Source organism: Nocardiopsis sp. TRM 82005, from assembly GCF_056312425.1.
In genome coordinates this window covers 1-20,620 of record NZ_JBWDTQ010000026.1, presented here as the reverse complement: position 1 = coordinate 20,620, position 20,620 = coordinate 1, and the positions used below count along the sequence as shown (strand labels likewise).

16 protein-coding genes and 1 tRNA gene are annotated in these 20,620 nt (G+C 71.0%); 8 read left to right on the top strand and 9 right to left on the bottom strand.

Going from position 1 to position 20,620, the window contains the following annotated elements; genetic code table 11:
- Positions 1–50: 50 nt before the first annotated feature.
- From AC0T5L_RS20565 to AC0T5L_RS20545, 5 genes are all read right to left on the bottom strand, one after another.
- Entirely contained in the window at positions 51–1,490 is a 1,440-nt protein-coding gene (locus AC0T5L_RS20565) for an acyl-CoA carboxylase subunit beta (protein ID WP_476167087.1), read from the bottom strand.
- A gap of 108 nt (positions 1,491–1,598) precedes the next feature.
- A complete protein-coding gene (gene fabF, locus AC0T5L_RS20560) occupies positions 1,599–2,837 on the bottom strand; it encodes a beta-ketoacyl-ACP synthase II (RefSeq protein ID WP_476167086.1) in 1,239 nt (412 codons plus the stop codon).
- 131 nt (positions 2,838–2,968) lie between these two features.
- Entirely contained in the window at positions 2,969–3,208 is a 240-nt protein-coding gene (locus AC0T5L_RS20555; RefSeq protein WP_150243565.1) for an acyl carrier protein, read from the bottom strand.
- A 110-nt stretch (positions 3,209–3,318) separates the two neighbouring features.
- Complete coding sequence (locus AC0T5L_RS20550) at positions 3,319–4,275, bottom strand: beta-ketoacyl-ACP synthase III (protein WP_476167085.1); 957 nt, start codon at positions 4,273–4,275, stop codon at positions 3,319–3,321.
- A 2-nt stretch (positions 4,276–4,277) separates the two neighbouring features.
- Entirely contained in the window at positions 4,278–5,255 is a 978-nt protein-coding gene (locus AC0T5L_RS20545; protein ID WP_476167084.1) for an ACP S-malonyltransferase, read from the bottom strand.
- Positions 5,256–5,499: 244 nt separating this feature from the next.
- Between AC0T5L_RS20545 and AC0T5L_RS20540 the strand changes: the two genes are divergently transcribed.
- Both AC0T5L_RS20540 and AC0T5L_RS20535 read left to right on the top strand, forming a co-directional pair.
- Complete coding sequence (locus tag AC0T5L_RS20540; protein WP_476167083.1) at positions 5,500–6,768, top strand: PucR family transcriptional regulator; 1,269 nt, start codon at positions 5,500–5,502, stop codon at positions 6,766–6,768.
- A 311-nt stretch (positions 6,769–7,079) separates the two neighbouring features.
- The gene (locus tag AC0T5L_RS20535) at positions 7,080–8,171 is read left to right on the top strand and encodes a hypothetical protein (RefSeq protein ID WP_476167171.1); all 1,092 of its coding nucleotides are present in this window, start codon (positions 7,080–7,082) and stop codon (positions 8,169–8,171) included.
- A 66-nt stretch (positions 8,172–8,237) separates the two neighbouring features.
- On the opposite strand, the gene AC0T5L_RS20530 is transcribed toward AC0T5L_RS20535, so the two are convergent.
- Positions 8,238–9,899 carry an alkaline phosphatase D family protein gene (locus AC0T5L_RS20530; protein WP_476167082.1) on the bottom strand — a complete coding sequence of 554 codons (1,662 nt, stop codon included), beginning with the start codon at positions 9,897–9,899 and terminating at the stop codon, positions 8,238–8,240.
- A 129-nt stretch (positions 9,900–10,028) separates the two neighbouring features.
- On the opposite strand from AC0T5L_RS20530, the gene AC0T5L_RS20525 reads away from it, so the two are divergent.
- From AC0T5L_RS20525 to AC0T5L_RS20510, 4 genes are all read left to right on the top strand, one after another.
- Positions 10,029–10,439: a secondary thiamine-phosphate synthase enzyme YjbQ gene (locus tag AC0T5L_RS20525; RefSeq protein ID WP_476167081.1), complete on the top strand. Its 411-nt coding sequence runs from the start codon at positions 10,029–10,031 to the stop codon at positions 10,437–10,439.
- 178 nt (positions 10,440–10,617) lie between these two features.
- Positions 10,618–11,043, top strand: a complete 426-nt coding sequence (locus tag AC0T5L_RS20520; RefSeq protein WP_476167080.1) for a DUF3052 domain-containing protein — start codon at positions 10,618–10,620, stop codon at positions 11,041–11,043.
- A gap of 112 nt (positions 11,044–11,155) precedes the next feature.
- Positions 11,156–11,614 carry a peroxiredoxin gene (locus AC0T5L_RS20515; RefSeq protein ID WP_476167079.1) on the top strand — a complete coding sequence of 153 codons (459 nt, stop codon included), beginning with the start codon at positions 11,156–11,158 and terminating at the stop codon, positions 11,612–11,614.
- A gap of 50 nt (positions 11,615–11,664) precedes the next feature.
- A tRNA-Val gene (locus AC0T5L_RS20510) sits at positions 11,665–11,738 on the top strand.
- 240 nt (positions 11,739–11,978) lie between these two features.
- Here the strand turns inward: AC0T5L_RS20510 and AC0T5L_RS20505 are convergent.
- The 3 genes from AC0T5L_RS20505 to AC0T5L_RS20495 form a co-directional block, all read right to left on the bottom strand.
- Complete coding sequence (locus AC0T5L_RS20505) at positions 11,979–14,024, bottom strand: acyltransferase family protein (RefSeq protein WP_476167078.1); 2,046 nt, start codon at positions 14,022–14,024, stop codon at positions 11,979–11,981.
- 286 nt (positions 14,025–14,310) lie between these two features.
- The gene (locus AC0T5L_RS20500) at positions 14,311–18,246 is read right to left on the bottom strand and encodes an MMPL family transporter (RefSeq protein ID WP_476167077.1); all 3,936 of its coding nucleotides are present in this window, start codon (positions 18,244–18,246) and stop codon (positions 14,311–14,313) included.
- A 34-nt stretch (positions 18,247–18,280) separates the two neighbouring features.
- Positions 18,281–18,991, bottom strand: coding sequence for a response regulator transcription factor (locus AC0T5L_RS20495; protein WP_476167076.1), 711 nt, complete (start codon positions 18,989–18,991; stop codon positions 18,281–18,283).
- A gap of 151 nt (positions 18,992–19,142) precedes the next feature.
- On the opposite strand from AC0T5L_RS20495, the gene AC0T5L_RS20490 reads away from it, so the two are divergent.
- The gene (locus AC0T5L_RS20490; protein ID WP_476167075.1) at positions 19,143–20,222 is read left to right on the top strand and encodes a TetR/AcrR family transcriptional regulator; all 1,080 of its coding nucleotides are present in this window, start codon (positions 19,143–19,145) and stop codon (positions 20,220–20,222) included.
- A gap of 142 nt (positions 20,223–20,364) precedes the next feature.
- The coding region (locus AC0T5L_RS20485; protein ID WP_476167074.1) for a ClpX C4-type zinc finger protein at positions 20,365–20,620 on the top strand (256 nt) is incomplete at its 3' end.

Below are 20,620 nucleotides of genomic sequence, written 5' to 3'. Positions count from 1 at the left end.
GCTCCGGCGGGCGGTGCGGGATCCTTCAGCCGCACGTGGCGGCGCGGTGACTACAGCGGGATGTTGCCATGGGAGCCGCGCGCCGCCGGGGCCGTCACGATCGCCTCGGCCAGGGAGGTACGGGTGTTCTTGGCCTCGATGACCTCGTCCACCACGCCCAGCTCCATGGCCCTGTCCAAGCCCCCGGCCTCCTTCTCCTGCTCGGCGGCCAGCCTGGTCTCCAGCGCGGGGCGCTCCTCCTCCGGTACCGCGGCCAGCTCGCGGCGCTTGAGGATGCGCACGGCTGCCACCGGGCCCATGACCGCGATCTCCGCGGTCGACCAGGCCAGCACCCTCGTGGCGCCCAGGGCACGCGAGTTCATGGCGATGTAGGCGCCGCCGTAGGACTTGCGGGTCACCAGGGTCACCCGGGGCACGGTCGCCTCGGCGAAGGCGTGCAGCAGCTTGGCGCCGCGCCGGACCACGCCGTCCCATTCCTGGCTCACGCCCGGCAGGTAACCGGGTACGTCCACCAGGACCACCAGCGGCACGCCGAACGCGTCGCACATGCGCACGAACCGGGCCGCCTTCTCCGCGGACCTGGAGTCCAGGCAGCCGCCCAGCCGCAGCGGGTTGTTGGCGAGCACGCCCACCGTGCGGCCGCCCAGACGGCCCAGCGCGGTGACCATGTTCGGCGCCCACTTCGCCTGGAGCTCGATCGACTCCTCGCCCAGCGGGCTGTCCAGGACGCCGTTCACCAGCGGCTTGACGTCGTAGGCGCGGCGTGAGGACTCCGGCAGCACGTGGCTGAGGTCCATGTCCGTGACCTCGTCCGTGCGCAGCTGTCCCTGGCTGCTCAGCAGCAGCGCCAACTGGCGGCCCCGCAGCATCGCCGCGGTGTCGTCGACGGCGGTCACGTGCACCACGCCGCTGCGGCGGCCGTGCGCGTCCGCGCCGCCCAGCTCCTCAGCGGTGATCTTCTCGCCCGTAACGCTCTCCACCACGCCCGGGCCGGTCACGAAGACCTTGCCCCGGGCCGACATCACCACGATGTCGGTCAGGGCCGGACCGTAGGCGGCACCGCCCGCGGCCGGACCGAGCACCACCGAGATCTGCGGGACCACGCCCGAGGCGCGGGTCATCGCGGCGAACACACGGCCCACCGCGTGCAGGCTCTCCACCCCGGCGGCCAGCTGGGCCCCGGAGGAGTGCCACAGGCCCACCACCGGAGCCCGCTCGCGTACGGCGTGCTCGTAGGCGACCTCGATGGCTCCGCAGCCTCTGACGCCCATCGCGCCGCCCTGGACACGGGCGTCGTTGGCGAAGGCGATGGCGGGCATGCCGTTGATCCGGCCCGAGGCGGCCACGGCGTCGGCACCAGCGCCCTCCTCGGTGAGCAGCTGCACGGAGCCCTCGTCGAAGAACCGGGTGAGCCGGACACTCGGCTGCCGGGGATCAGGCTCGGGAGCGGCCTGCGGGGCCGCCGTCACACGGTTGTCGATCACAGTCACAGGGGCTGCGCTCCTTAGCCGAAGCGGTCGATGGTCGTGCCGGTGCGGCGGCATGAAGGTCGTGGGCGGCCGCCGCGGGGTGTCGCGGCGGCCGCCGCCGGCGTCGGGTCAGGCGCGGCGGAAGGTCACCGCGACGTTGTGACCGCCGAATCCGAAGGACTCGTTGATGGCGGCCACGTCACCGGTGGGCATGTCCCGGGGCTTGTCGCGGACGATGTCCACGGCCACGTCCGGGTCGAGCTCATCGATGTTGATGGTCGGCGGGATGAGCCCGTCGTGCAGGGCCAGGATGGTCGCGATCGACTCCACGGCGCCCGCGCCGCCCAGCAGGTGGCCGGTCATGGACTTGGTGGAGGTCACCGCGACCCTGTCGGCGGCGGAGTCGCCCAGGGCCGAGCGGATCGCTCGGGTCTCACCGACGTCCCCGGCCGGGGTGGAGGTGGCGTGCGCGTTGACGTGCACGATGTCGGCGGGCTTGAGGTCGGCGTCCTCCAGGGCCACGGTGATGGCGCGGGCCTGACCGATGCCCTCCGGATCGGGCTGGACGATGTCGTAGGCGTCGTTGGTGTACCCCACACCCGCGGCGTGGGCGTACACGTGGGCGCCCCGCTTGGCGGCGTGCTCGGCCGACTCCAGGATGAGGATGCCGGCACCCTCGCCCATGACGAAGCCGTCGCGGTCCTTGTCCCAGGGACGGGAGGCCGTCTGCGGGTCTTCATTGCGCGTGGACAGGGCGCGCATGGAGGCGAACGAGGCGATGTTGAGCGGGTGGATCGCGGCCTCGGTGCCACCGGCGATCACCACGTCGGCACGGCCGGAGCGGATCATGTCCACACCGTCGGCGATGGCCTCGGCGCTGGAGGCGCAGGCGCTCACCGGCACGTGCGAGCCGGCTCGGGCGGTGTACTCCAGGCTGATCGCGGCGGCGGGGCTGTTGGGCATGAGCATGGGCACGGTGAACGGGGAGACCCGCTTCCAGCCCTTCTCACGGAAGGTGTCGTACTGCTCCAGGATGGTGAGGATGCCACCGATACCGCTGGAGACCACCACGCCCAGGCGAACCGGATCGACCTCGGGGGACCCGGCGTGCTGCCAGGCCTCCTTCGCGGCGATCAGCGCGAACTGCTGGGTGCGGTCCAGACGGCGCAGGCGCGGCCGGGGCAGCTTCTCGGAGGGCTCCTGCGCGATCTGGCCGGCGAAGTGCACCGGCAGCTTCTCGTGCCACTCCTCCGGCAGGGTCGTGATGCCGGAGCGGCCGTCGAGGAGCGCGGACCATGTGGTCGCGACGTCACTCCCGAGGGGGGTGGTGGCGCCGAGGCCGGTGACGACGACATCGGTCTTGGACATGATCCGATCGCCCTTCTCGTGGGTCGTTCCCGGCTACGGGCCGGGAGGCGTTGGCGGGTGTGGGTGAAAAGGCCGCGTGTGGCGGTGGGCCGGGGCACCGGGGCGGGATGTGCCCCGGTGCCCCGGACGCGCTACTTCTGGATGAAGTTGATGACGTCCTGGACCGTCTTGAGGTCCTTGAGCTGGTCATCCGGGATCTCCACGCCGAACTTGTCCTGGGCGGCGATGGCGATCTCCACCATGGACAGCGAGTCGATGTCGAGGTCGTCCACGAAGCTCTTTCCGGGGGTGACCTCGGAGGCCTCGGTGCCAACGATCTCCTCGATGATCTCGCCGAGGCCGGCCAGGATCTCCTGCTCGCTGTGAGCCATGTCGTGTTTCTCCTTGCTTGGTGGTTCGGTGTCGCTTCAGGGACGCCGTGTGAGGCAATGGATGCGTTGATCCGGCCCGCACGGTGTTACCCCACGGGTTCGGGCGGTGCTCAGGGGATGCGGACCACCTGAGCGGCGTAGACCAGGCCCGCGCCGAAGCCCAGGGTGAGTACGGTGCTCCCCGACGGCAGCTCCCCGCGACCGATCATGCGCGAGAGCGCGAGCGGAATGGACGCGGAGGAGGTGTTGCCAGCGGTGACGATATCGCGGGCCACGAGTGCCTGGGGCGCGCCCAGCTTCTTGGCGATGGACTCCACGATCCGCAGATTGGCCTGGTGGGGGACGAACGCGGTCAGCTCGGAGGGCTCCACGCCCGCCCGCTCCAGGGCTTCCAGGGCGACCTTGTACAGCTCGGTGGTGGTCCAGCGGAAGACCGCCTGGCCCTCCTGGTACAGGTACTTGTGGTCGCGCAGGTAGATCTTGTCGGCGCGCTCTCCGGAGGAACCCCACACCACCGGACCCACGCCCTGTTCCTCGGAGGCCGAGACGATCGTGGCCCCGGCACCGTCGGCGAAGATCACACAGGTGCCGCGGTCCTCCCAGTCCACCCAGTCGCTGAGCTTCTCCGACCCGATCACCAGTACGTTGCGCGCGCTGCCGCCTCGAACCATGTCCGAGGCCACGCCCAGCGCGTAACAGAAGCCCGCGCAGGCGGCGTTGAGGTCGAAGGCGCCGGGGGCGGTGATGCCCAGCCGGGTGGCGACGGTGGCGGCCGCGTTGGGGATCTGGTCCTGAACGGTGCAGGTCGCCACGATCACCAGGTCGACGTCCTCGGGGGACAGCCCGCTGGCCGCCAGGGCCTTGCCGCCGGCCGCGACGGCCATGCTCTCCACGGTGTCCTCGGGACCCGCGATGCGCCGCTCCTTGATGCCGACACGGCTCTGGATCCACTCGTCGTTGGTGTCGACGCGGGCTTCCATGTCGGCGTTGGTGACGACCTGGGAGGGCTGGTACTCGCCGAAGGCGACGAGTGCCGCGCCCCCGGGAGAGCTCGGGGAGCTGAACATGGTTAGCCTTCCTGGTCGGTGGCCGCGGGGGAGCCGGCGTGCTCCTTGACGAGGGCACCGGCGCGGTCGAGGTCGTCGGGGGTCTTCACCGCGAGGAGTTCGACACCCCGCAGCGCGCGCTTGGCCAGGCCGGTGAGCGTGCCCGCCGGAGCGAGCTCGATCAGCGCGGTGATCCCCAGGTCGGCCAGGGTATGCGTGCACGCGTCCCAGCGAACCGGGGAGGAGATCTGGGAGATGAGCCGTTCCAGGTACTCGCTGCCGCTGTCGACCACCGCGCCGTCGGTGTTGGAGAGCAGGCGCACCGTGGGATCGGACGGGGACAGGACGGCGGAGGCCTCTCGCACCCGCTCCACGGCCGGAGCCATGTGCTCGGTGTGGAAGGCACCCGCGACCGGCAGGGGGCGCAGCCGGGCCCGCGCGGGCGGGTTCTCGGCGAACGCGGCGAGCTGCTCGGTGGTCCCGGCGGCCACGATCTGCCCCGAGCCGTTGTCGTTGGCCGGGGTCAGGCCGGCGTCCGCGAGAGCCTGCAACACCTGCTCGCGGTCACCGCCGAGCACCGCGGTCATCCCGGTCTCCGTCCGCGCCGCGGCGTCGGCCATGCCCCGGCCGCGTTCGGCGACCAGCGTCAGCGCGTCCTTGGGGGACAGCACGCCGGCGATCGCGGCGGCGGTGAATTCGCCGACGCTGTGACCGGCGACCGCGTCCAGCAGGGAGCGCTCGGCGGGCAGCGCCGGTGAGGGGGCGGCCAGGGGGCCGAGGACCGCGGAGGCCGCGACCAGGCCGGCGCTGACCAGCAGGGGCTGGGCGACGGCGGTGTCGCGGATCTCGTCCGCGTCCGCGGTGGTGCCGTAGCGCACCAGGTCGAGCCCGGCCACCTCGGACCACGCCTCGACCTGCGCGGAGACACCGGGCAGTTCGAGCCACGGGGAGAGGAAGCCGGGAGCCTGGGCGCCTTGGCCGGGAGCAACGATAACAAGCACGACATCAACCTTGCCCTGTAGAAGATCACCAGTCAGAGGGGGAGGGGCACGAAGTTCACTCACCACCGTTTGTGGAGACTCCACAAAATGGTGGTGAATGCGCGCCCACAAGCCGTGAAACTGGTGGGAGAGATCACCTTTTGACGGTACGCGGTGCGCATGGCCGGGGAAGTGAGCGCCTCTGGCCACCGTGGACGCGGGGCAGGCCACTGACCGGGTGCGAGGGGGATGCGAACCTGGTGGTGTGAACACCGAACCCCACCAGTCTCAGGACGACCAGGCCGCCTCGGCAACCCCGGGAGGGGAGAAGGCCGCGGACACACCGGCTCAGACGGAACAGGAACGCGTCCGCGCCGAGACCGTACGCCGCCTGGAGCGCTCGATGGGCACGCTCGGTACGGCCGCCGTGGCGCGTATGGAGCAGCGTCTGGGCTGGTTCCGCCGTATGTCGGCTGAGGACCGCTCGTGGATCGGCCTGGTCGCCCAGTCCGGTGTGGCGGCCTTCGTCGACTGGTTCCGCAACCCGGCGCGCGGGCGCCCCGCCATCACCGTCGAAGTCTTCGGCACCGCCCCGCGCGAGCTCACCCGCTCGGTCTCCCTCCAACAGACCGTCGACATGATCCGCGTGGTCATCGACGTGGTCGAGGGCCAGGTGGAGGAGCTGGCCGCGCCCGGCGGCGCCCAGCAGTTGCGCGAGGCCGTGCTGCGCTACACGCGCGAGGTCGCCTTCAGCTCCGCGAAGGTGTACGCGCGCGCCGCCGAGGCCCGCGGTGCCTGGGACGCCCGGCTGGAGGCGCTGATCGTCGACGCCCTGCTGCACGGCGACCACGAGGACGGGCTTCAGACCTGGGGCTCGGCGCTGGGATGGTCGCACACCCCGGTCATCGCGGTGGCCGGTGAGACCGGTGACGACGACGGCAAGGTCCTCGACGACCTGCGCTCGGCCGCGCGCCGCCTCGGGCACGACGTGCTGGCCGGGATGCAGGGTAAGCGCGTGGTCGTGGTCGTCGGTGTGGGGGGCCGCTACCGGGAACGTGACCTGCCGGGTGCGGCCGCCGAACCGCTGGCCGGGCTCTTCGGCCCCGGCCCGGTGGTGGTGGGCCCCGCCGTCCCCGACCTGCGTGCCGCGGGGGCCTCGGCGCGGGCCGCGGTCAACGGTCTGCGCGCCGCTGTGGCCTGGCCGGACGCGCCGCGCCCGGTGCTCGCCGACGACCTGCTGCCCGAGCGCGCGTTGCAGGGCGAGGCCGAGGCCCGGCGACAGCTGGTGGAGGAGGTGTACGTCCCCCTCCAGCGTGCGGGCTCGCCGCTGTTGGACACGCTGTCGGTGTACCTGGAGCACGCCTCGTCCCTGGAGGCCACCGCGAGAATGCTGTTCGTGCACCCCAACACGGTCCGTTACCGGCTCAGCCGGATCGCCGAGCTGACCGGGCGCACCCCCTCCGACGGGCGCGGATCTTTCGTCCTGCGGGTGGCCGTCGCCCTCGGCCGCCTCGCCGAGGCGGGCGAGGACTGACCCGGAGCGCGGGATTCCCGGGACCAGCCACCACGGGGACACATGGGTAATGTGCGACGTAACCTGATCGTTGCCTGTCATGTCTGTCTACTTATGGAAGTTTCACCAGCACCGGGTATGTCAGTAACTGACCGTATGCGCCCGGGGACTACATGAAAAGGGATAGCTTTGTGGTGGGCGGGTTGCCGATGGGACCGGTGAGGCTGACACAAACCTCGGGCGAAGGTCTCCGCACCGTCCAGTCACGACGTTCTTGGGGGGTCAACGCTGTGGCCGAGCGACCGAGGATAGAGTCCCGGTTCTTCCGTCCGATAATCGATTTCATTCTCCAGCCCACGCAGGAGGGTGAGCTGCGCAGGCGGGCGCTGTTCTGGCTGCCCGCGCCACTTCCCGTACTGGGACTGGTCCACCTCCTGGTCGGCGGAACTCTCTCCGCCTCGGGATGGACCATACTGCTGGCGGCGAGCGTGGGTGTGGGGACGCTGCTGCTGGCGCTGGTCGTGCAGCCCACGCCCCTTCCAGAGGGGTTGACACCGCCGGTGTCCGCGCGCCGCTCGCTGCACCGCTTCCGCCAGTTCACCGGTCTGCGGATCGCCCTGGCACTGGTTCCCGTGGTGATCGGCGCGGCCGCGTCGGTGGCGGGCGGCGGCATGTATCCGCTGTTCGTCTCGCTGGCGCTGGCCTGGCCGCAGCTGCTGCTGGCCGTCCCCACCTTCTTCACCATCACCAAGGCGCGCAGGGCCATGGAGGCGTGGGGCACCACCGCCTACCTGTGGCACGCTCTCTCGCGCCCGGCGAGGGTGACCTGGCCGGTCATCACACCGCTGGTGAGGTCCTGGCGTTCCTGGCGTGCCGATAACGCCAGGCGGGCACTGCGCCAGCGGGAGGAGGAGAGGTCCTGGAAGCAGGTCGTGCGCGAGGAGAGCGGGCAGGCGGAAGGTGACGCCGCCTTCGCCGAACCGGCCGCCGCGGAGGGTACCCGCCCGTCGGCGGACGACGGCCGCACGGACCAGGGGGCGACCGAGGTGCTCCCGCACCTGGAGCCGGGGAGCGGTGACGACGGGGAGGAGCCGACCGACGTCCTGCCCCACCTGAGGTCCGGCCGCGGGGTCGGGCCGACACGGGTGCTTCCGCACCTGGGCGGGGCCGAGACGGAGAGCGGTACCGCGCGGGACCCCGGCGACGAGGACGCCGCGGCCCGGGGCACCGGGACCGGCCAGGCATCCGAAACCGGCGGCGAGAAGGACGGCTTCGGCGCCGGCACCTCCTCCCCGGCTCCTCGTGGCACCGTGAACCGGGCGCGTTCCCTGCTGGCACAGGGCAGCGGTGCCCTCGGTCTGGCGGCGCGCAGGACCCGGCGCGGTGCTCAGTCCAACCGCCGACCGGCCGCCAAGAAGCCCTGAACCGCCTGGGCGCCGTCGGCACGTGCCGACGGCGCCCAGAGGTCGTCCGCTCCATCGGGCGGGGCCTCAGAACCTCGCGTGCAGGCGTATCACGGGCAGCACGTCCGGACCACCGCCCTCGGGGCAGTGGTACCAGACGGCCTGCGCCGCCCGGCCGTCGAAGGAGACCTCTCCGACGGTGTTGTCGAAGTACGGCGTGCTCCCCATGTCCCAACGCAGGTCGGGCTCCGGAACCCGGGCCAGCCACGTCAGCGCCCGTGCGACCAGGCGCAGCGGCCAGCCGGCGGACAGGCGGAGCATGTGGCGCATACGCCCCGGCGCCTGGTTGCACAGGGGAGAGGACACCAACTGGGCCACCTGGCTCCCGCCGCCGTCGGAATTCCGGTGCTCGGCGCGTGCCAGGTAGGAGAAGTGCACGTCTCCACTGAGGAACAGCACAGTGGCCGGAGCCGGACCGCGCTCGCTCCGGGAGGTCTCCCCGACCGCTTCGGTCAGGCGGCGGAAGGAGTACTGGAACGCGGCCCAGTGCTCCAGGTCGATGTCCTGGCGCAGCTTCTCGGCCCGCCCGCGCGGCCACTTCCCCCAGGCGCCCGCGCACACCGCCTCGTTCCAGGCCTCCAGGTGGTGTACCGCGTAGGGCAGCAGGACCGGGACCGTCGAGGCGACCACCACGTGGTCGGGGCCGCCGGTGAGGTGCTCGTCCAACCAGTCGTGGCCCTGGGGGCCCAGGAGCGACCGGGACCCGTTGGGGAGGTCGTCCTCCCCCAGGGCGCGGGAGCACCGTGTGTCGACCACCAGCACCCGGACGGAGCCGATGTCGTGGCGGTGGCTCCACTGGTACCCCGACGGTTCGGTGTGCGCCCGCCAGGCGAAGGCGTCGACCTCGTACGCGGAGTCGCCCTCGACCCCGCGTACGGCGGCCCACAGGGGGTCCTTCTCCCTGTCCTCCGGGGAGAGGTTGCCCAGGTGCTGGTACACCCAGTAGGCGCCCAGGCCGCTGGTGACACGGGTGCGCCACCAGGGCTGCCCGTCCATGGCGTGGCGCCAGGCGGCGGAGGTGTTCCAGTCGTCGCGGATGTCGTGGTCGTCGAAGACCATCAGGGTCGGCACGGTGGACAGCAGCCACCGCACCTGGGGATCGCTCCAGGCCTGCCGGTACAGCTCGGCGTACTCGCCGTAGTGGACGACCTCGTCCACGGGGTTGTCGGGGCTGTCCTGCTCACGGGCCTGACGCAGGAAGGCGAGCATCGACTCCTGGGGCTCGTCCGCGTAGACCTGGTCGCCGATGAGCAGCAGCGCCAGGTTGCCCTCGACCGGCTCGTGGGCCAGCCGCCGAGCGGTGGCGCGCAGCATGTCGGGGCCGTAGCGGACCACACTCTCGGGAGTGTCGCCCGTGGGCGTGTGGCAGGAGCCGTACAGCAGCCGGGTGGGCGCGTCCGGGTCCACGGTGCGCACGGTGCTGGGCGGGAAGGGGCTGTCGGGCTCGGGCCAGACCCGGTCCTCGTCCAGGAACACCTCGTAGGGCAGTTTCGCCCCGGGGGGCAGCCCCTCGACCGTGCACACGGCGTAGTGGTGGCCGTGCACGGTGAAGGTCCGTGTGGTGGCCGCCGCCACGTCACCGTCGACCACGACGTGTACCAGGCAGGGGGCGTCAGTCTCCACCCACACTGTGGCCGTGGTCGGCCCCGGGTGCCTGAGCAGGGGCCCCAGCCGTAAAGAAGCAGTCACCGTTTCCCCTCTCTTTGACCAGGTTCGCACATATGGTGGACGAGTATGACCTCTCATGGGGACCATGCGCCATCCACAGACGCACCCGGGATGGTTGCACGAGCGCCGTGCCTGCGCGAAGGTGGCGCTATGCGGACACAGATCCTTGAGCTGCACACGGGTGGTTCGGAGAACGTCGCCGATATCACACGCCAGTGCGGCGACTTCGTGGCCGAGGCCGGGGGCGACGGACTGCTCAACGTCTTCGTCCCGCACGCGACGGCGGGCGTGGCGATCATCGAACTCGGGGCGGGGTCCGACGACGACCTCCTGGCCTCCCTGTCCGATCTGCTGCCGGCCGACGACAGATGGCGGCACAGGCACGGCTCACGCGGCCACGGGCGGTCACACGTGATGCCCGCCTTCGTCGCTCCCCAGACCACCGTCCCGGTGGTCTCGGGAAGGCTCGAACTGGGCACGTGGCAGTCCATCGCCGTCGTCGACCTGAACGTGGACAACCCGGACCGGCGTGTACGGCTGTCCTTCCTGTCCTCCTCCTGAGCGGAGGAAAGCGGGCAGGTTTGGGAGCGCGTTGACGGAACATGCCACTAACGTGTGAACTAGGCCATCAGCGATGGTCGCGAACCCACGTGACGGGCGGCGAAATGGCCCGGCATCGTTGTGACAACTGCTTCGTGCAGGCAAGATTGAGAAAAACCATCTGTGGAGGAGAACTTTCGTGAGCGCGACCGCGGGCCAGGCACAGAGCGAACGTGGCTTGGCTGACCGACTCGGATTCAAGCCGGGTCAGGTGGTGCAGGAATTCGGCTTCGACGACGACGTCGACGAAGGCCTGCGCGCATCCATCACCGAACACACCGGTGAGGAGCTGGTCGACGAGGACTTCGACGGTGACGTCAACGCGGCACTGCTGTGGTGGCGGTCCGACGAGGAGGAGGACCTCACCGACGCGCTGATGGACACTGTGACCACCATCGCTGACGGAGGGACCATTCTGGTGCTGACCCCGAAGGCGGGACGTGATCTGCACGTGTCCCCCAACGACGTGGCCGAGGCTGCGACGACATCGGGCCTTTCCCAGACCAGTGCGGTCAGCGTTGGCTCCGACTGGTCGGGTACGCGCCTGGTCGTTCCCAAGCGGTGACGAACACCACCCGCGACGAGTGAGTCATCCGGTGCCGCGCGTCCCACAGGCGGACGCGCGGCGCTGAGGGGCGCCTGTCGACCGGCGGGCCGCCAGCAGACGAAAGCATTCCATGACCGTGCCCGTGGGCGCCGCCGCGCCCGGTTTCACCCTCCAGGACCAGTACGGCCAGGACACCTCTCTGACCGCCCTGCGCGGTCGCCCCGTCCTGCTGGTCTTCTACCCGCTGGCCTTCTCCGGTGTGTGCTCCGGTGAACTCGCCGACCTGAGCGAGCGCCACGCCGAGTTCACCGGGCTCGGCGCCACCGTCCTGGCGGTGTCGGTGGACTCGGTCTTCGCCCTGCGCACCTGGTCCGACCGCGAGGGCTTTCCGTTCGCCCTGTTGTCGGACTTCTGGCCGCACGGCGGTGTGGCCGACGCCTACGGGGTGTTCGACCCGGCACGGGGCACGGCCCGGCGGGGCACCTTCCTGATCGACGGTGGGGGCCTCGTTCGCTGGTCAGTCCTCACCGCGGTCTCCGAGGCGCGTGATGTGGACGAGTACCTGAAGCGGCTGAGCGGGATCGCCTGAAAACAAGGCGCGAGGATCCTCGCAAAGCGGTATGATCTCGTCCGAAGCACGGGCGCGTAGCTCAGTTGGTTAGAGCAATTGCCTTACAAGCAATAGGTCAGGGGTTCGAGTCCCTTCGCGCCCACTCGACTCCGGGACGACCCTGCTCGCGCGTGACCGCGCTCGCCGGGTCGTCTCGTCGTTTCCTCTGGGGGACGACCCCCAGACCCCCGGTGCGGGGCTTCGCCCCGCGGGTTGTAGTTGGCTTGCCCAGGGCCCACTCGCCTTCAATCGCGATGATCTTGCCCGTATCGGCAACCTCGGCCGCCGACAGTGCCAGTACGGGCAAGGTCATCCGGTGAGGGGCCCGGCCGACTGAGGTGCCTCACCAACCCTCGGCCCGTGCCCACCGCCGTTCCAGCTCCGGTGCCAGGGTGCGCATGAACGTCGCGCCGATGTGGCCGCCGTCCCAGTACACGAGGACGTTGCCGATCACGGGGCGGCACACGCCGGGCTCGCAGAACCGGTCGGTCAGGTCCAGCGCCGTCACGTTCGCGGGCAGGTCGACCGCCTCCAGCGGTGAGGCCGGCGCCATCGACTCCTCCGGTGCCGAGGTGCACTCGTCCGGCCCCGACTCGGCCAGGCAGTCGGGCACGTCGAAACCGAACCTCGGGGTGTCGCGCACGGCGACCACGTCGATTCCCATGTCCCCCAGTTCGCGCCACCGGTCCACGTAGCCGTCCACGAGCTCCTCCTCGCCGAACCCGGCCGAGGCGTCCAGGCTGGTCGTGGTGCCCGTGGTGAACACCGTGTCGGGCCGCAGCCGTTCGAGTTCGGCCCTCACCCCGCGGTTCCACTCCGCGCACGAGGTGTACGGCTCGCCCTTGTAGGTCTGCGGGACGTCGGTGAAAAGGCAGGCGCCCTTGACGATGTTGACCAGCCGCCAACCGCGTGCCAGGGCGATGCTCTCCAGAGCGGGGAACCAGTGCGCCGCGTGTGAGCCGCCCACCAGCGCCACCGTACGCACCGGGTCGTCAGCGCCGTAGGCGCACGTGATCACCTCAGCGTCGGTGGTCGTCTGGTTGCAGCCGTCGTCGTAGGTAACGGGGGTCTCCTCGACCGCCAGGGCCAGTGGCGGGTAGACCGGCAGATCCGGCACCTCGGCCCCCACGGCCGCGGCCGCTCCCGGGTAGCTGTGGCCGTCGGAGAGCAGCCTCTCCCACCGGGCGCTCTCGGCGGACTGGTGTCCGGCCCAGGCCCCGGCCGTGAGCAGCACCGGAAGCAGGCAGGCCAGGGCCACCGCCGTCCCGCGCAGCACCGCCCGGCCCCCGCCTCCGCGTCCCAGCGCGGCCAGCCGGTCGGCCACCGGGGTGGTCGCCGCCGCCAGCAGCACCGACACCGCCAGGACGGCCGCCCCGCCCAACGGCGTCGCCAGGCCGCGCCCGGTGACGGACAGGTAGGACACCAGCAGCGGCCAGTGCCACAGGTACAGCGCGTAGGAGATCGAGCCCAGGTAGCGCAGCGGCCGCAGGGTGAGCAGCCGGTCGGCTCCGAAGGCCGAACCGGAGTTGCCGGCCACGACGACGGCCGCGGCGGCGAGGGTGGGCCACAGCGCCGCGTACCCGGGGAAGACGGACGACACCCGCAACAGCACCCCGCACAGCACCAGCGAAGCAAGACCGATCCAGCCCAGCGCCACACGCGGTGCCCGCGGCAGGTCCATTCTGGGCAGCAGCAGGGCCAGGAGCCCGCCGAGCGCGAACTCCCAGAGCCGGGCGCCGGTGTCGAAGTAGGCCCACGGCTGGTCGGCCCGGGTCGTCAGCACCGAGTAGGCCAACGAGAGCACGAAGACCACGGACAGGGACACGAGCAGCAGGGTGCGCGGGTCACGTCCAGCGCGCCGGGCCGTCCACACGGCGGCCGCGATCAGCACGGGCCACACCAGGTAGAACTGCCCCTGGACCGACAGTGACCAGAAGTGCTGGAAGGGGTTGAGGACACCCTCCCGCGCCAGGTAGTCCACCGACCCCAGCGCCAGGTCCCAGTTCGTGTGGTAGAGCAGGGCCGCGGTCGCGTCCTCCGGGGCGTCGCGCCACCGCGTCTCGGGCAGGAACAGCCACGTCGCGGCCAACGTCACCAGGATGACGACGGCGGCGGTCGGCACCAGCCGTGCGGCCAGCCGTGCCAGGAAGGCGCCGTAGCGAATCGCTTCGCCTGTGGCCGCGCGTACCAGGGAAGCGGTGATCAGGAAGCCCGTCAGCATCAGGAAGACGTCGACGCCGCCGGAGACCCTTCCCAACCAGACGTGGTAGGCGGCCACCAGGAGCACGGCCACGGCCCTCAGGCCGTCGATCTCGGGCCGGTGCCCGCCGGTACCGACGACGGTGCGCTGTGCACGCCCGGTCCCGGTGGGGGATGTGAGGAGGGACACGGACGTGCACTCGCTTTCACGTGGTCGAGCTCGTGTGGGGAAGGCGGTCATTGTGCCCCTCCCAGATGACCGCCGGGAGGATGGCAGCTGAACTGTGGTGCCGCTCCGCGACATCGGGGGACCAGCCGGGGACGGCGCCCCAGAACGGGAGGAACGGTGTGCTCGGGGCGCTGACGGCACCGGCGAGGGCAGCGCCGCCCCGGCCTCGGGCGGACGAACCACCCCCCGGAAACGCCGCCGCCCCCGTCCGGCGTCCGTACGGGGGCGGCGGCGTGAGGAACCCGTGTCAGCGGTGCGTACCGGCCCCCACGGTCTCCGGGGCCTCCTCGGCGCGGGCGAGCTTCTCACCCTCGATGTCGACCGAGGGCAGCCACCGGCCCAGCCACCGGGGCAGCCACCAGGCCGCGCGTCCGAACAGCGACATCAGCGCCGGGACCAGCGTCATCCGCACCAGGAAGGCGTCCACCAGGACACCCACGGCCAGGGCGAACGCGATCGGCTTGATCATCTCGTCGTGGCCGAACACGAACGACCCGAACACCGAGACCATGATCACCGCGGCCACCGTGACCACCCGGGCCCCCTGCCGGAAGCCCGTGACCACCGCTTCGCGGGCCTCGGCCCCGTGGGTGAACTCCTCGCGCATCCGCGAGACCAGGAAGACCTCGTAGTCGATGGCCAGACCGAAGAGCACTCCCAGCAGCAGGATGGGCAGGAAGGCCAACAGCGTCGGAGAGCTCTCCACACCGAGAAGGCTCGCGCCGTGCCCCTGCTGGAAGACGGCCACGGTCAGCCCCAGCGCGGCGCCCGCGCTCAGGACGAACCCCAGGGCGGCCTTGACGGGAACCAGCACCGAGCGGAACACCAGCATCATCAGGACCAGCGCCAGTCCCACGACGATGCCCAGGAACAGCGGCAGGGCCTCGTTCAGGCGCTCGGAGACGTCGATCCCGACCGCTGTGGCGCCGGTGACCGCGATGCCCGCGCCGGTGTCGGACTCCACCGTGGCGCGCTCGTCCCGGATCTCGTGCAGCAGGTCCTCGGTGACCTTGCTCGAGGGTCCCTCCTCCGGCAGGACCGTGACCATCGCCGTGTCTCCGGTGTCGTTGTAGGAGGGGTCGTGGACCTCCTCCACACCGTCGAGGCCGCGGACCCGGTCGGCGATGTCCTCGGCCGCGGCCTCGCGGTCCCCGGCGTCGCGCAGGTCGGCCACCACCAGCAGCGGTGAGGCGTACCCGGCCCCGAACTCCTCGCTGATGATGTCGTAGGCCTGGCGCTGGGTGGTCTCCTCCGCCGCGGTGGAGTCGTTGGGCAGTCCCAGGCGCAGGTCCGTGGCGGGAAGCGTGGCCGCTCCCAGAGCCAGCACCACCGCGATCACGGGCAGTACCGGGTGGCGCACCAGCCACCGGGCCCATCGGCTGCTGAGGGTCTCTCCGGCGGTCAGGGAGGCCTCCGAGCGGCGCCCCAGGACCGGGACCCGCAGCGCGCCGATCCTGGAGCCCAGGAAGCCGAGCAGCGCGGGCAGCAGGGTGACGGCGCCCAGCACGGCGGTGAACACCGTCACCGAGGCGACCGCGCCCATGACGCCCAGGAAGGGAACGCCCACCACGTTCAGACCCAGCAGGGCGATGATCACGGTGACCCCGGCGAACACCACGGCGCTGCCGGCGGTACCGATGGACCGCGCGACCGACTGGTGCGGATCCATGCCCTGGGCGAGCTGCTGGCGGTGCCGTGACAGCACGAACAGCGAGTAGTCGATGCCCACGGCGATGCCGATCATCACCGCCAGGATGGGCGCCGTGCTGGTCAGCTCCAGCACGGAGGCCAGGGAGAAGACGGAGGCCATACCCAGCCCCACGCCGGCCAGGGCGATGAGGATCGGCATGCCGGCCAGGACCAGGGCACCGAAGTTCAGGATCAGCACGAGCAGGGCCACGACCACGCCCAGGATCTCGCCGACGCCCATGACGGGAGCGCCCATGGACAGCGACTGGCCGCTGTACTCCACGGTCAGTCCGGCGTCGCGGGCCTCGTCCCCGGTGTCCAGGATCTCCTCGACCGTCTCCTGGGAGACCTCGTTGTCGGACTCCGACAGCTGGACCTGGAGCATCAGGGACCGGCCGCTGTCGGAGAACAGCGGGATCTCCCCGGTGACCTCGTCCTCGTCGAAGGCGGGGCTCTGCTCGGCGACCGCGTTCGCGGCCTCCTCCTCGGCCTGGGCGATGACGGCCTCCCGGTCGGGGGTGCCCTCGGGCACCTGCGACTCGGCCTCCTGGCGGGCGAGGTCGCGCGCCTCCTGCTCCGCCTCGGCCAAGCCGTCGTCATACGCCCCACGGGCGTCCGAGAGCAGGTCGAAGGGGTCGGTGACCTCCTCCACGCCCTCCACGTCCCGGAGTCGTCCCGCGGTGGCGTCGACGGCCTCACGGTAGTCCTCGGAAGCCGTCACCTCCTCGCCCTCCGGAGCCTGGACGACGACGGTGACCGATCCGCCGCTGCGCTCGGGGAAGCGTTCGGCCAGCATGTCCGCGGCTTCCTGAGCCTCCGTGCCGGGGATCTCGAAGGTGTCGTTCATCGGTGTGCGGAAGGTCAGCGCGGCCGTGGCCGCGACCGCGATCAGGGCCAGCCAGACCCCGACCACCCACCACCGTCTGCGGTAGGAGAAGGATCCGATCCGGTGCAACAGCGTCGCCATGCTCCGCCTCTTTCGTGTCGTGCTCCGGGCTCCGGGCCGAAGGGCCGCGGGCCACGGTTCCAGGCCACCGCGCTCGGATGAGGAAGACCTGCGAGGAGGATGAGAATCAGATGGGAAACCGTCTGACGTGGTGAGGTGTGTGTCACCTTCCCGGGCCGTGTCGCGCGGGGGGAAGGTGAGGGTCACGGTCGTACCCTCCTCGACCGTCGAGCGCAGGCGGGCGCTGCCCCCGTGGGCGGCCATGACCGCGCTGACGATGGACAGGCCCAGACCGCTGCCCTCGCGCTCGTGCGCGGCGGGATCGCGGTAGAAGCGCTCGAACACGAAGGCCGCGGACTCTGGTCCGACACCGGGGCCGGAGTCGGAGACCTCCAGTACGGCCTGCCCGTCGACCCGTTCGAGGCGCACGGCCGCGTCACTGTCGGACGGTGTGTGGGTGAGCACGTTGGCCAGGATGTTGGCCAGGGCCTGGTGCAGGGAGTCCCGGTCGCCGGTGACCAGGCACTCGTCCCGTACCTCGGTGCGGACGAGGCGTTCGGGCGCGGCGGCGCGTGCGTCGGACACGCAGTCCCGGACCACCTCGGCCAGGGAGACGACCGACGGTCGCGCGGAGGGTACGGTCTCGGCCCGCTCGTCGAGCCGCGACAGGTACAGGAGGTTCTCCACCAGGCGCGACATGCGTTCGGCCTCCGACTGGGCCCGGGGCACGACGTCCGGGCGCTCACGCATGGTGACCATGCCCTCGGCGAGCATCTGGAGGTAGCCGCGCACCACGGTCAGGGGTGTGCGCAGCTCGTGGGAGGCGTCCGCGGCGAAGCGGCGCATCCGCTCCTCCGAGGCCGTGCGCGACCGGATCGCCGACTGCAAGTGTGCCAGCATGCGGTTGATCGACACGGTCAGGCGGCCGGTCTCGGTGTGCTCCTGTCGCGGATCCACCGGGACCCGGCGGTCGATGTCCCCGTCGGCGATCGCCTCGGCCGTGTCCACGACGTCGTCCAGCGGACGCAGCCCCCAGCGCAGCACTGAGGAGGCGATGGAGCCGAACAGGGCCAGGAGTAGCGCGGAGGTCACCGTTCCGGTCAGGATCAGGCGCCCGACGGCCGCTTCCACAGGTTCCAGCGGCAGGGCCACCACCATCCGGGCCCCGTGGCGGGGCAGCTCCAGGTACGTGATCCGGTACGTGGCCCCCTCGTGTTCCACGGTCGTCGGCGTGCCGCTGCCCACCCGTCCGTCGACGGCCTCCAACAGGGAGGAGGACAGGGCCGAGTCCCGGTAGGAGGCCTCGTCGGAGTCGATCTCGACAAGGATCTCCCGGGGTGCGCTCACCTCGCCGATCAGTGCTTCGAGGTCGTCGGTGAGGATCTCGTCCTGCCGGGCGCGGGCGAACTCGGCGATGATCTCCAGCTGACCGTCCAACTGGTCCGTCAGGTAGGAGCGCACGGTGACCGCGCCCACCGAGACCACGATGGTCAGTGCCAGGGTGGTGACCACCATCAGCAGGGCGATCAGCCTGGCGCGCAGGGTCACGGGGTCTCCCCGGGACCGGACGGGGGCCGCGCGCTCACGCCTGCTCCCCGCCGTCGCGCATCGTGTAGCCAAAGCCCCTGTGCGTGTGGATGACGTTGGGGCCCAGCGCGTTGAGCTTGCGCCGCAGGTAGCCGATGTAGGTGTCGACGATGTTGGAGCTGCCGCTGTAGCCCACGTTCCACACCTGGTCGATGATCTGCTCCCTGGAGAGCACCCGGCCCGCGTTGTCCATGAGGTAGAGCAGGAGTTCGTACTCGGTGCGCGAGAGGTGGACCGGCTTTCCGGCGCGGCGGACCTCGAACAGGTCCTGGTCCAGTTCGACGTCGCCCACGCGCAGGACGCGGTGCGCCGTGTGCTCCTGTCCGTCGCCGCTGGGTCGCAGGCGGCGCAGGACGGCGCGGACCCGGGCGACCAGCTCGTCCATCTCGAACGGTTTGGTGATGTAGTCGTCGCCCCCGTAGGTGAGCCCGGCGATGCGGTCCCCGGGTGCGTCACGCGCGGTCAGGAAGACGATGCCGGTGTCGGGACTGCCCTCGCGGACCTCCTGGCACAGCGTGTAGCCGTCCCCGTCGGGCAGCATGACGTCGATCACCAGCAGGTCGGGGTCGTGGTCGGCCAGTGCGCGGCGCGCCTGTCCCAGCGACGTGGCCGTCACGACGCGGAAACCGTGGAAGCCCAGAACCGTGGCGACGAGGTCGACGATGTTGGGTGCGTCATCCACCACGAGAATGGTGTGGTTGCTCATCGATCCCTATCGAACCAGGGCAACATGAGAGATCTCTGAGAGACACACCTCCCGGGCCGTGAGTCCCGCCGGGCCGTCCGGATGCCTCGTGTATCCGTGTGCTGTGGGCATCCAGCCCTAGGATGGGCGGACGCCGAAGCGAAGGAGGACGATGGCCCGGCTCACGAGGGCGCAGCAGCAGGCCCGCAACCGGGCGCGCGTACTGGCCGCGGCCGAGGACGAGTTCGCCGAACACGGCTTTCGCGACGCCAAGATCGACCGCATCGCCGAGCGCGTCGAACTCACCCGGGGCGCGGTCTACTCCAACTTCCCCGGCAAGCGCGCCCTGTACTTATCGGTACTGGCCGAGACTGCCGAACGCGCCGCCGAGACCGCACGCCCCGAACCCGGCCACACCGCCCGTACCGCGCTGAGCGCCCTCGCCCGCGCCTGGGTCTCCCGGCTCCCCGTGACCGACGCACCCCTGCGGATCGGCGCCGGACTCACCCCCGAGATCCTGGCCGACGAGTCCACCCGGCAGGCGTTCTCCCAGATCATGCGGTTGGACTCGGTCCTGCTCGCGCTCTCCCTGGAGACGCTGGAAACCCCGCCCGAACCCGGAGGGCGCCGGGTCCGGGCGGCTGAGGCCGTGCTCACCACCCTGTACGGGGCCAGCCAGATGGTCGGCGTCGCGCCCGGGTTCGTCGATCCCTTCACCGTGGTCCGCACCTGCGAGCGGTTGGCCGGTCTGCACCTGGACGACGCCTGGCCGCCGCCGCACGTCGAGCACACGGCTCCAGCCCGGCCCGCCGACGAGGACTGGTCGCCGCCGGAGGTATTCGACGCGATCCGACGCCGGCCCGTGTCCCTCGCCGGGGACGGGATCGTCGCGGTCCTGGGCACACACCGCCTTGAGGCCGTGGAGGAGGCCCTGCGCGCCGCTCCCCCCGGGGCCGCGGTGACCGCCGTGGTGGTCACCGAGGACCCTGCTGTGCGGATCCCGCTGGCCCGGACGGCGGTGGCCGACCTGTGCGGCTGTCTGCGCCAGGCCTTCCCGGAGAGGGCCTGGCCGCGCCTGAGCCTGGTCTTCGACGAGACCGGTGAGATCGCCGCAGCGGTGGGTGTGCCGAGGGCCGGTGACACCACCGAGGCCGCGGTCCGTGTCGCCGCCGAGCGGATCGTGGCGCGATCCGAGGCACGTGGTGCCGGCCACGCCGTCGCCTCCTCGATCCCGGCCTCCGTCCGCTGGTAGACGGCTCGACGGGCCACCTCATCTGCTTTGCCACCTATCCTGGCAGGGGATAACGTGAGATTTCGGATGTTGAGACCATCTGGCTTTGGGGGCGACCCCGCCGATCCACCCGGGCGCTGCCCGCGTGAGGAGAACGTTTCTAGTGACAAGCACCGGTGCCAGCGGGCCCCTGCTCAAGTGCTCGTTCTGCGGCAAGGACCAGAGCGAGGTCCGCAGACTCATCGCCGGTCCGGGACACATCTGTATCTGCGATGAGTGCGTCGGCCTGTGCAACGAGATCATGGAGGAGGACGACGGCCACGTCCTCCCGGCCGGAGACGGCTGGGACTCGCTTCCCAAGCCGCGGGAGCTCTATGAGTTCCTGGACTCCTACGTGATCGGTCAGGAGCAGGCCAAGA

What these genes read in the sequence shown, in the direction of transcription:
- fabF (WP_476167086.1), bottom strand. Translation starts at nt 2,837, where the DNA reads ATGTCCAAGACCGATGTCGTCGTCACCGGCCTCGGCGCCACCACCCCC.
- AC0T5L_RS20555 (WP_150243565.1), bottom strand. Translation starts at nt 3,208, where the DNA reads ATGGCTCACAGCGAGCAGGAGATCCTGGCCGGCCTCGGCGAGATCATC.
- AC0T5L_RS20550 (WP_476167085.1), bottom strand. Translation starts at nt 4,275, where the DNA reads ATGTTCAGCTCCCCGAGCTCTCCCGGGGGCGCGGCACTCGTCGCCTTC.
- AC0T5L_RS20525 (WP_476167081.1), top strand. Translation starts at nt 10,029, where the DNA reads ATGCGGACACAGATCCTTGAGCTGCACACGGGTGGTTCGGAGAACGTC.
- AC0T5L_RS20515 (WP_476167079.1), top strand. Translation starts at nt 11,156, where the DNA reads ATGACCGTGCCCGTGGGCGCCGCCGCGCCCGGTTTCACCCTCCAGGAC.
- AC0T5L_RS20495 (WP_476167076.1), bottom strand. Translation starts at nt 18,991, where the DNA reads ATGAGCAACCACACCATTCTCGTGGTGGATGACGCACCCAACATCGTC.
- AC0T5L_RS20490 (WP_476167075.1), top strand. Translation starts at nt 19,143, where the DNA reads ATGGCCCGGCTCACGAGGGCGCAGCAGCAGGCCCGCAACCGGGCGCGC.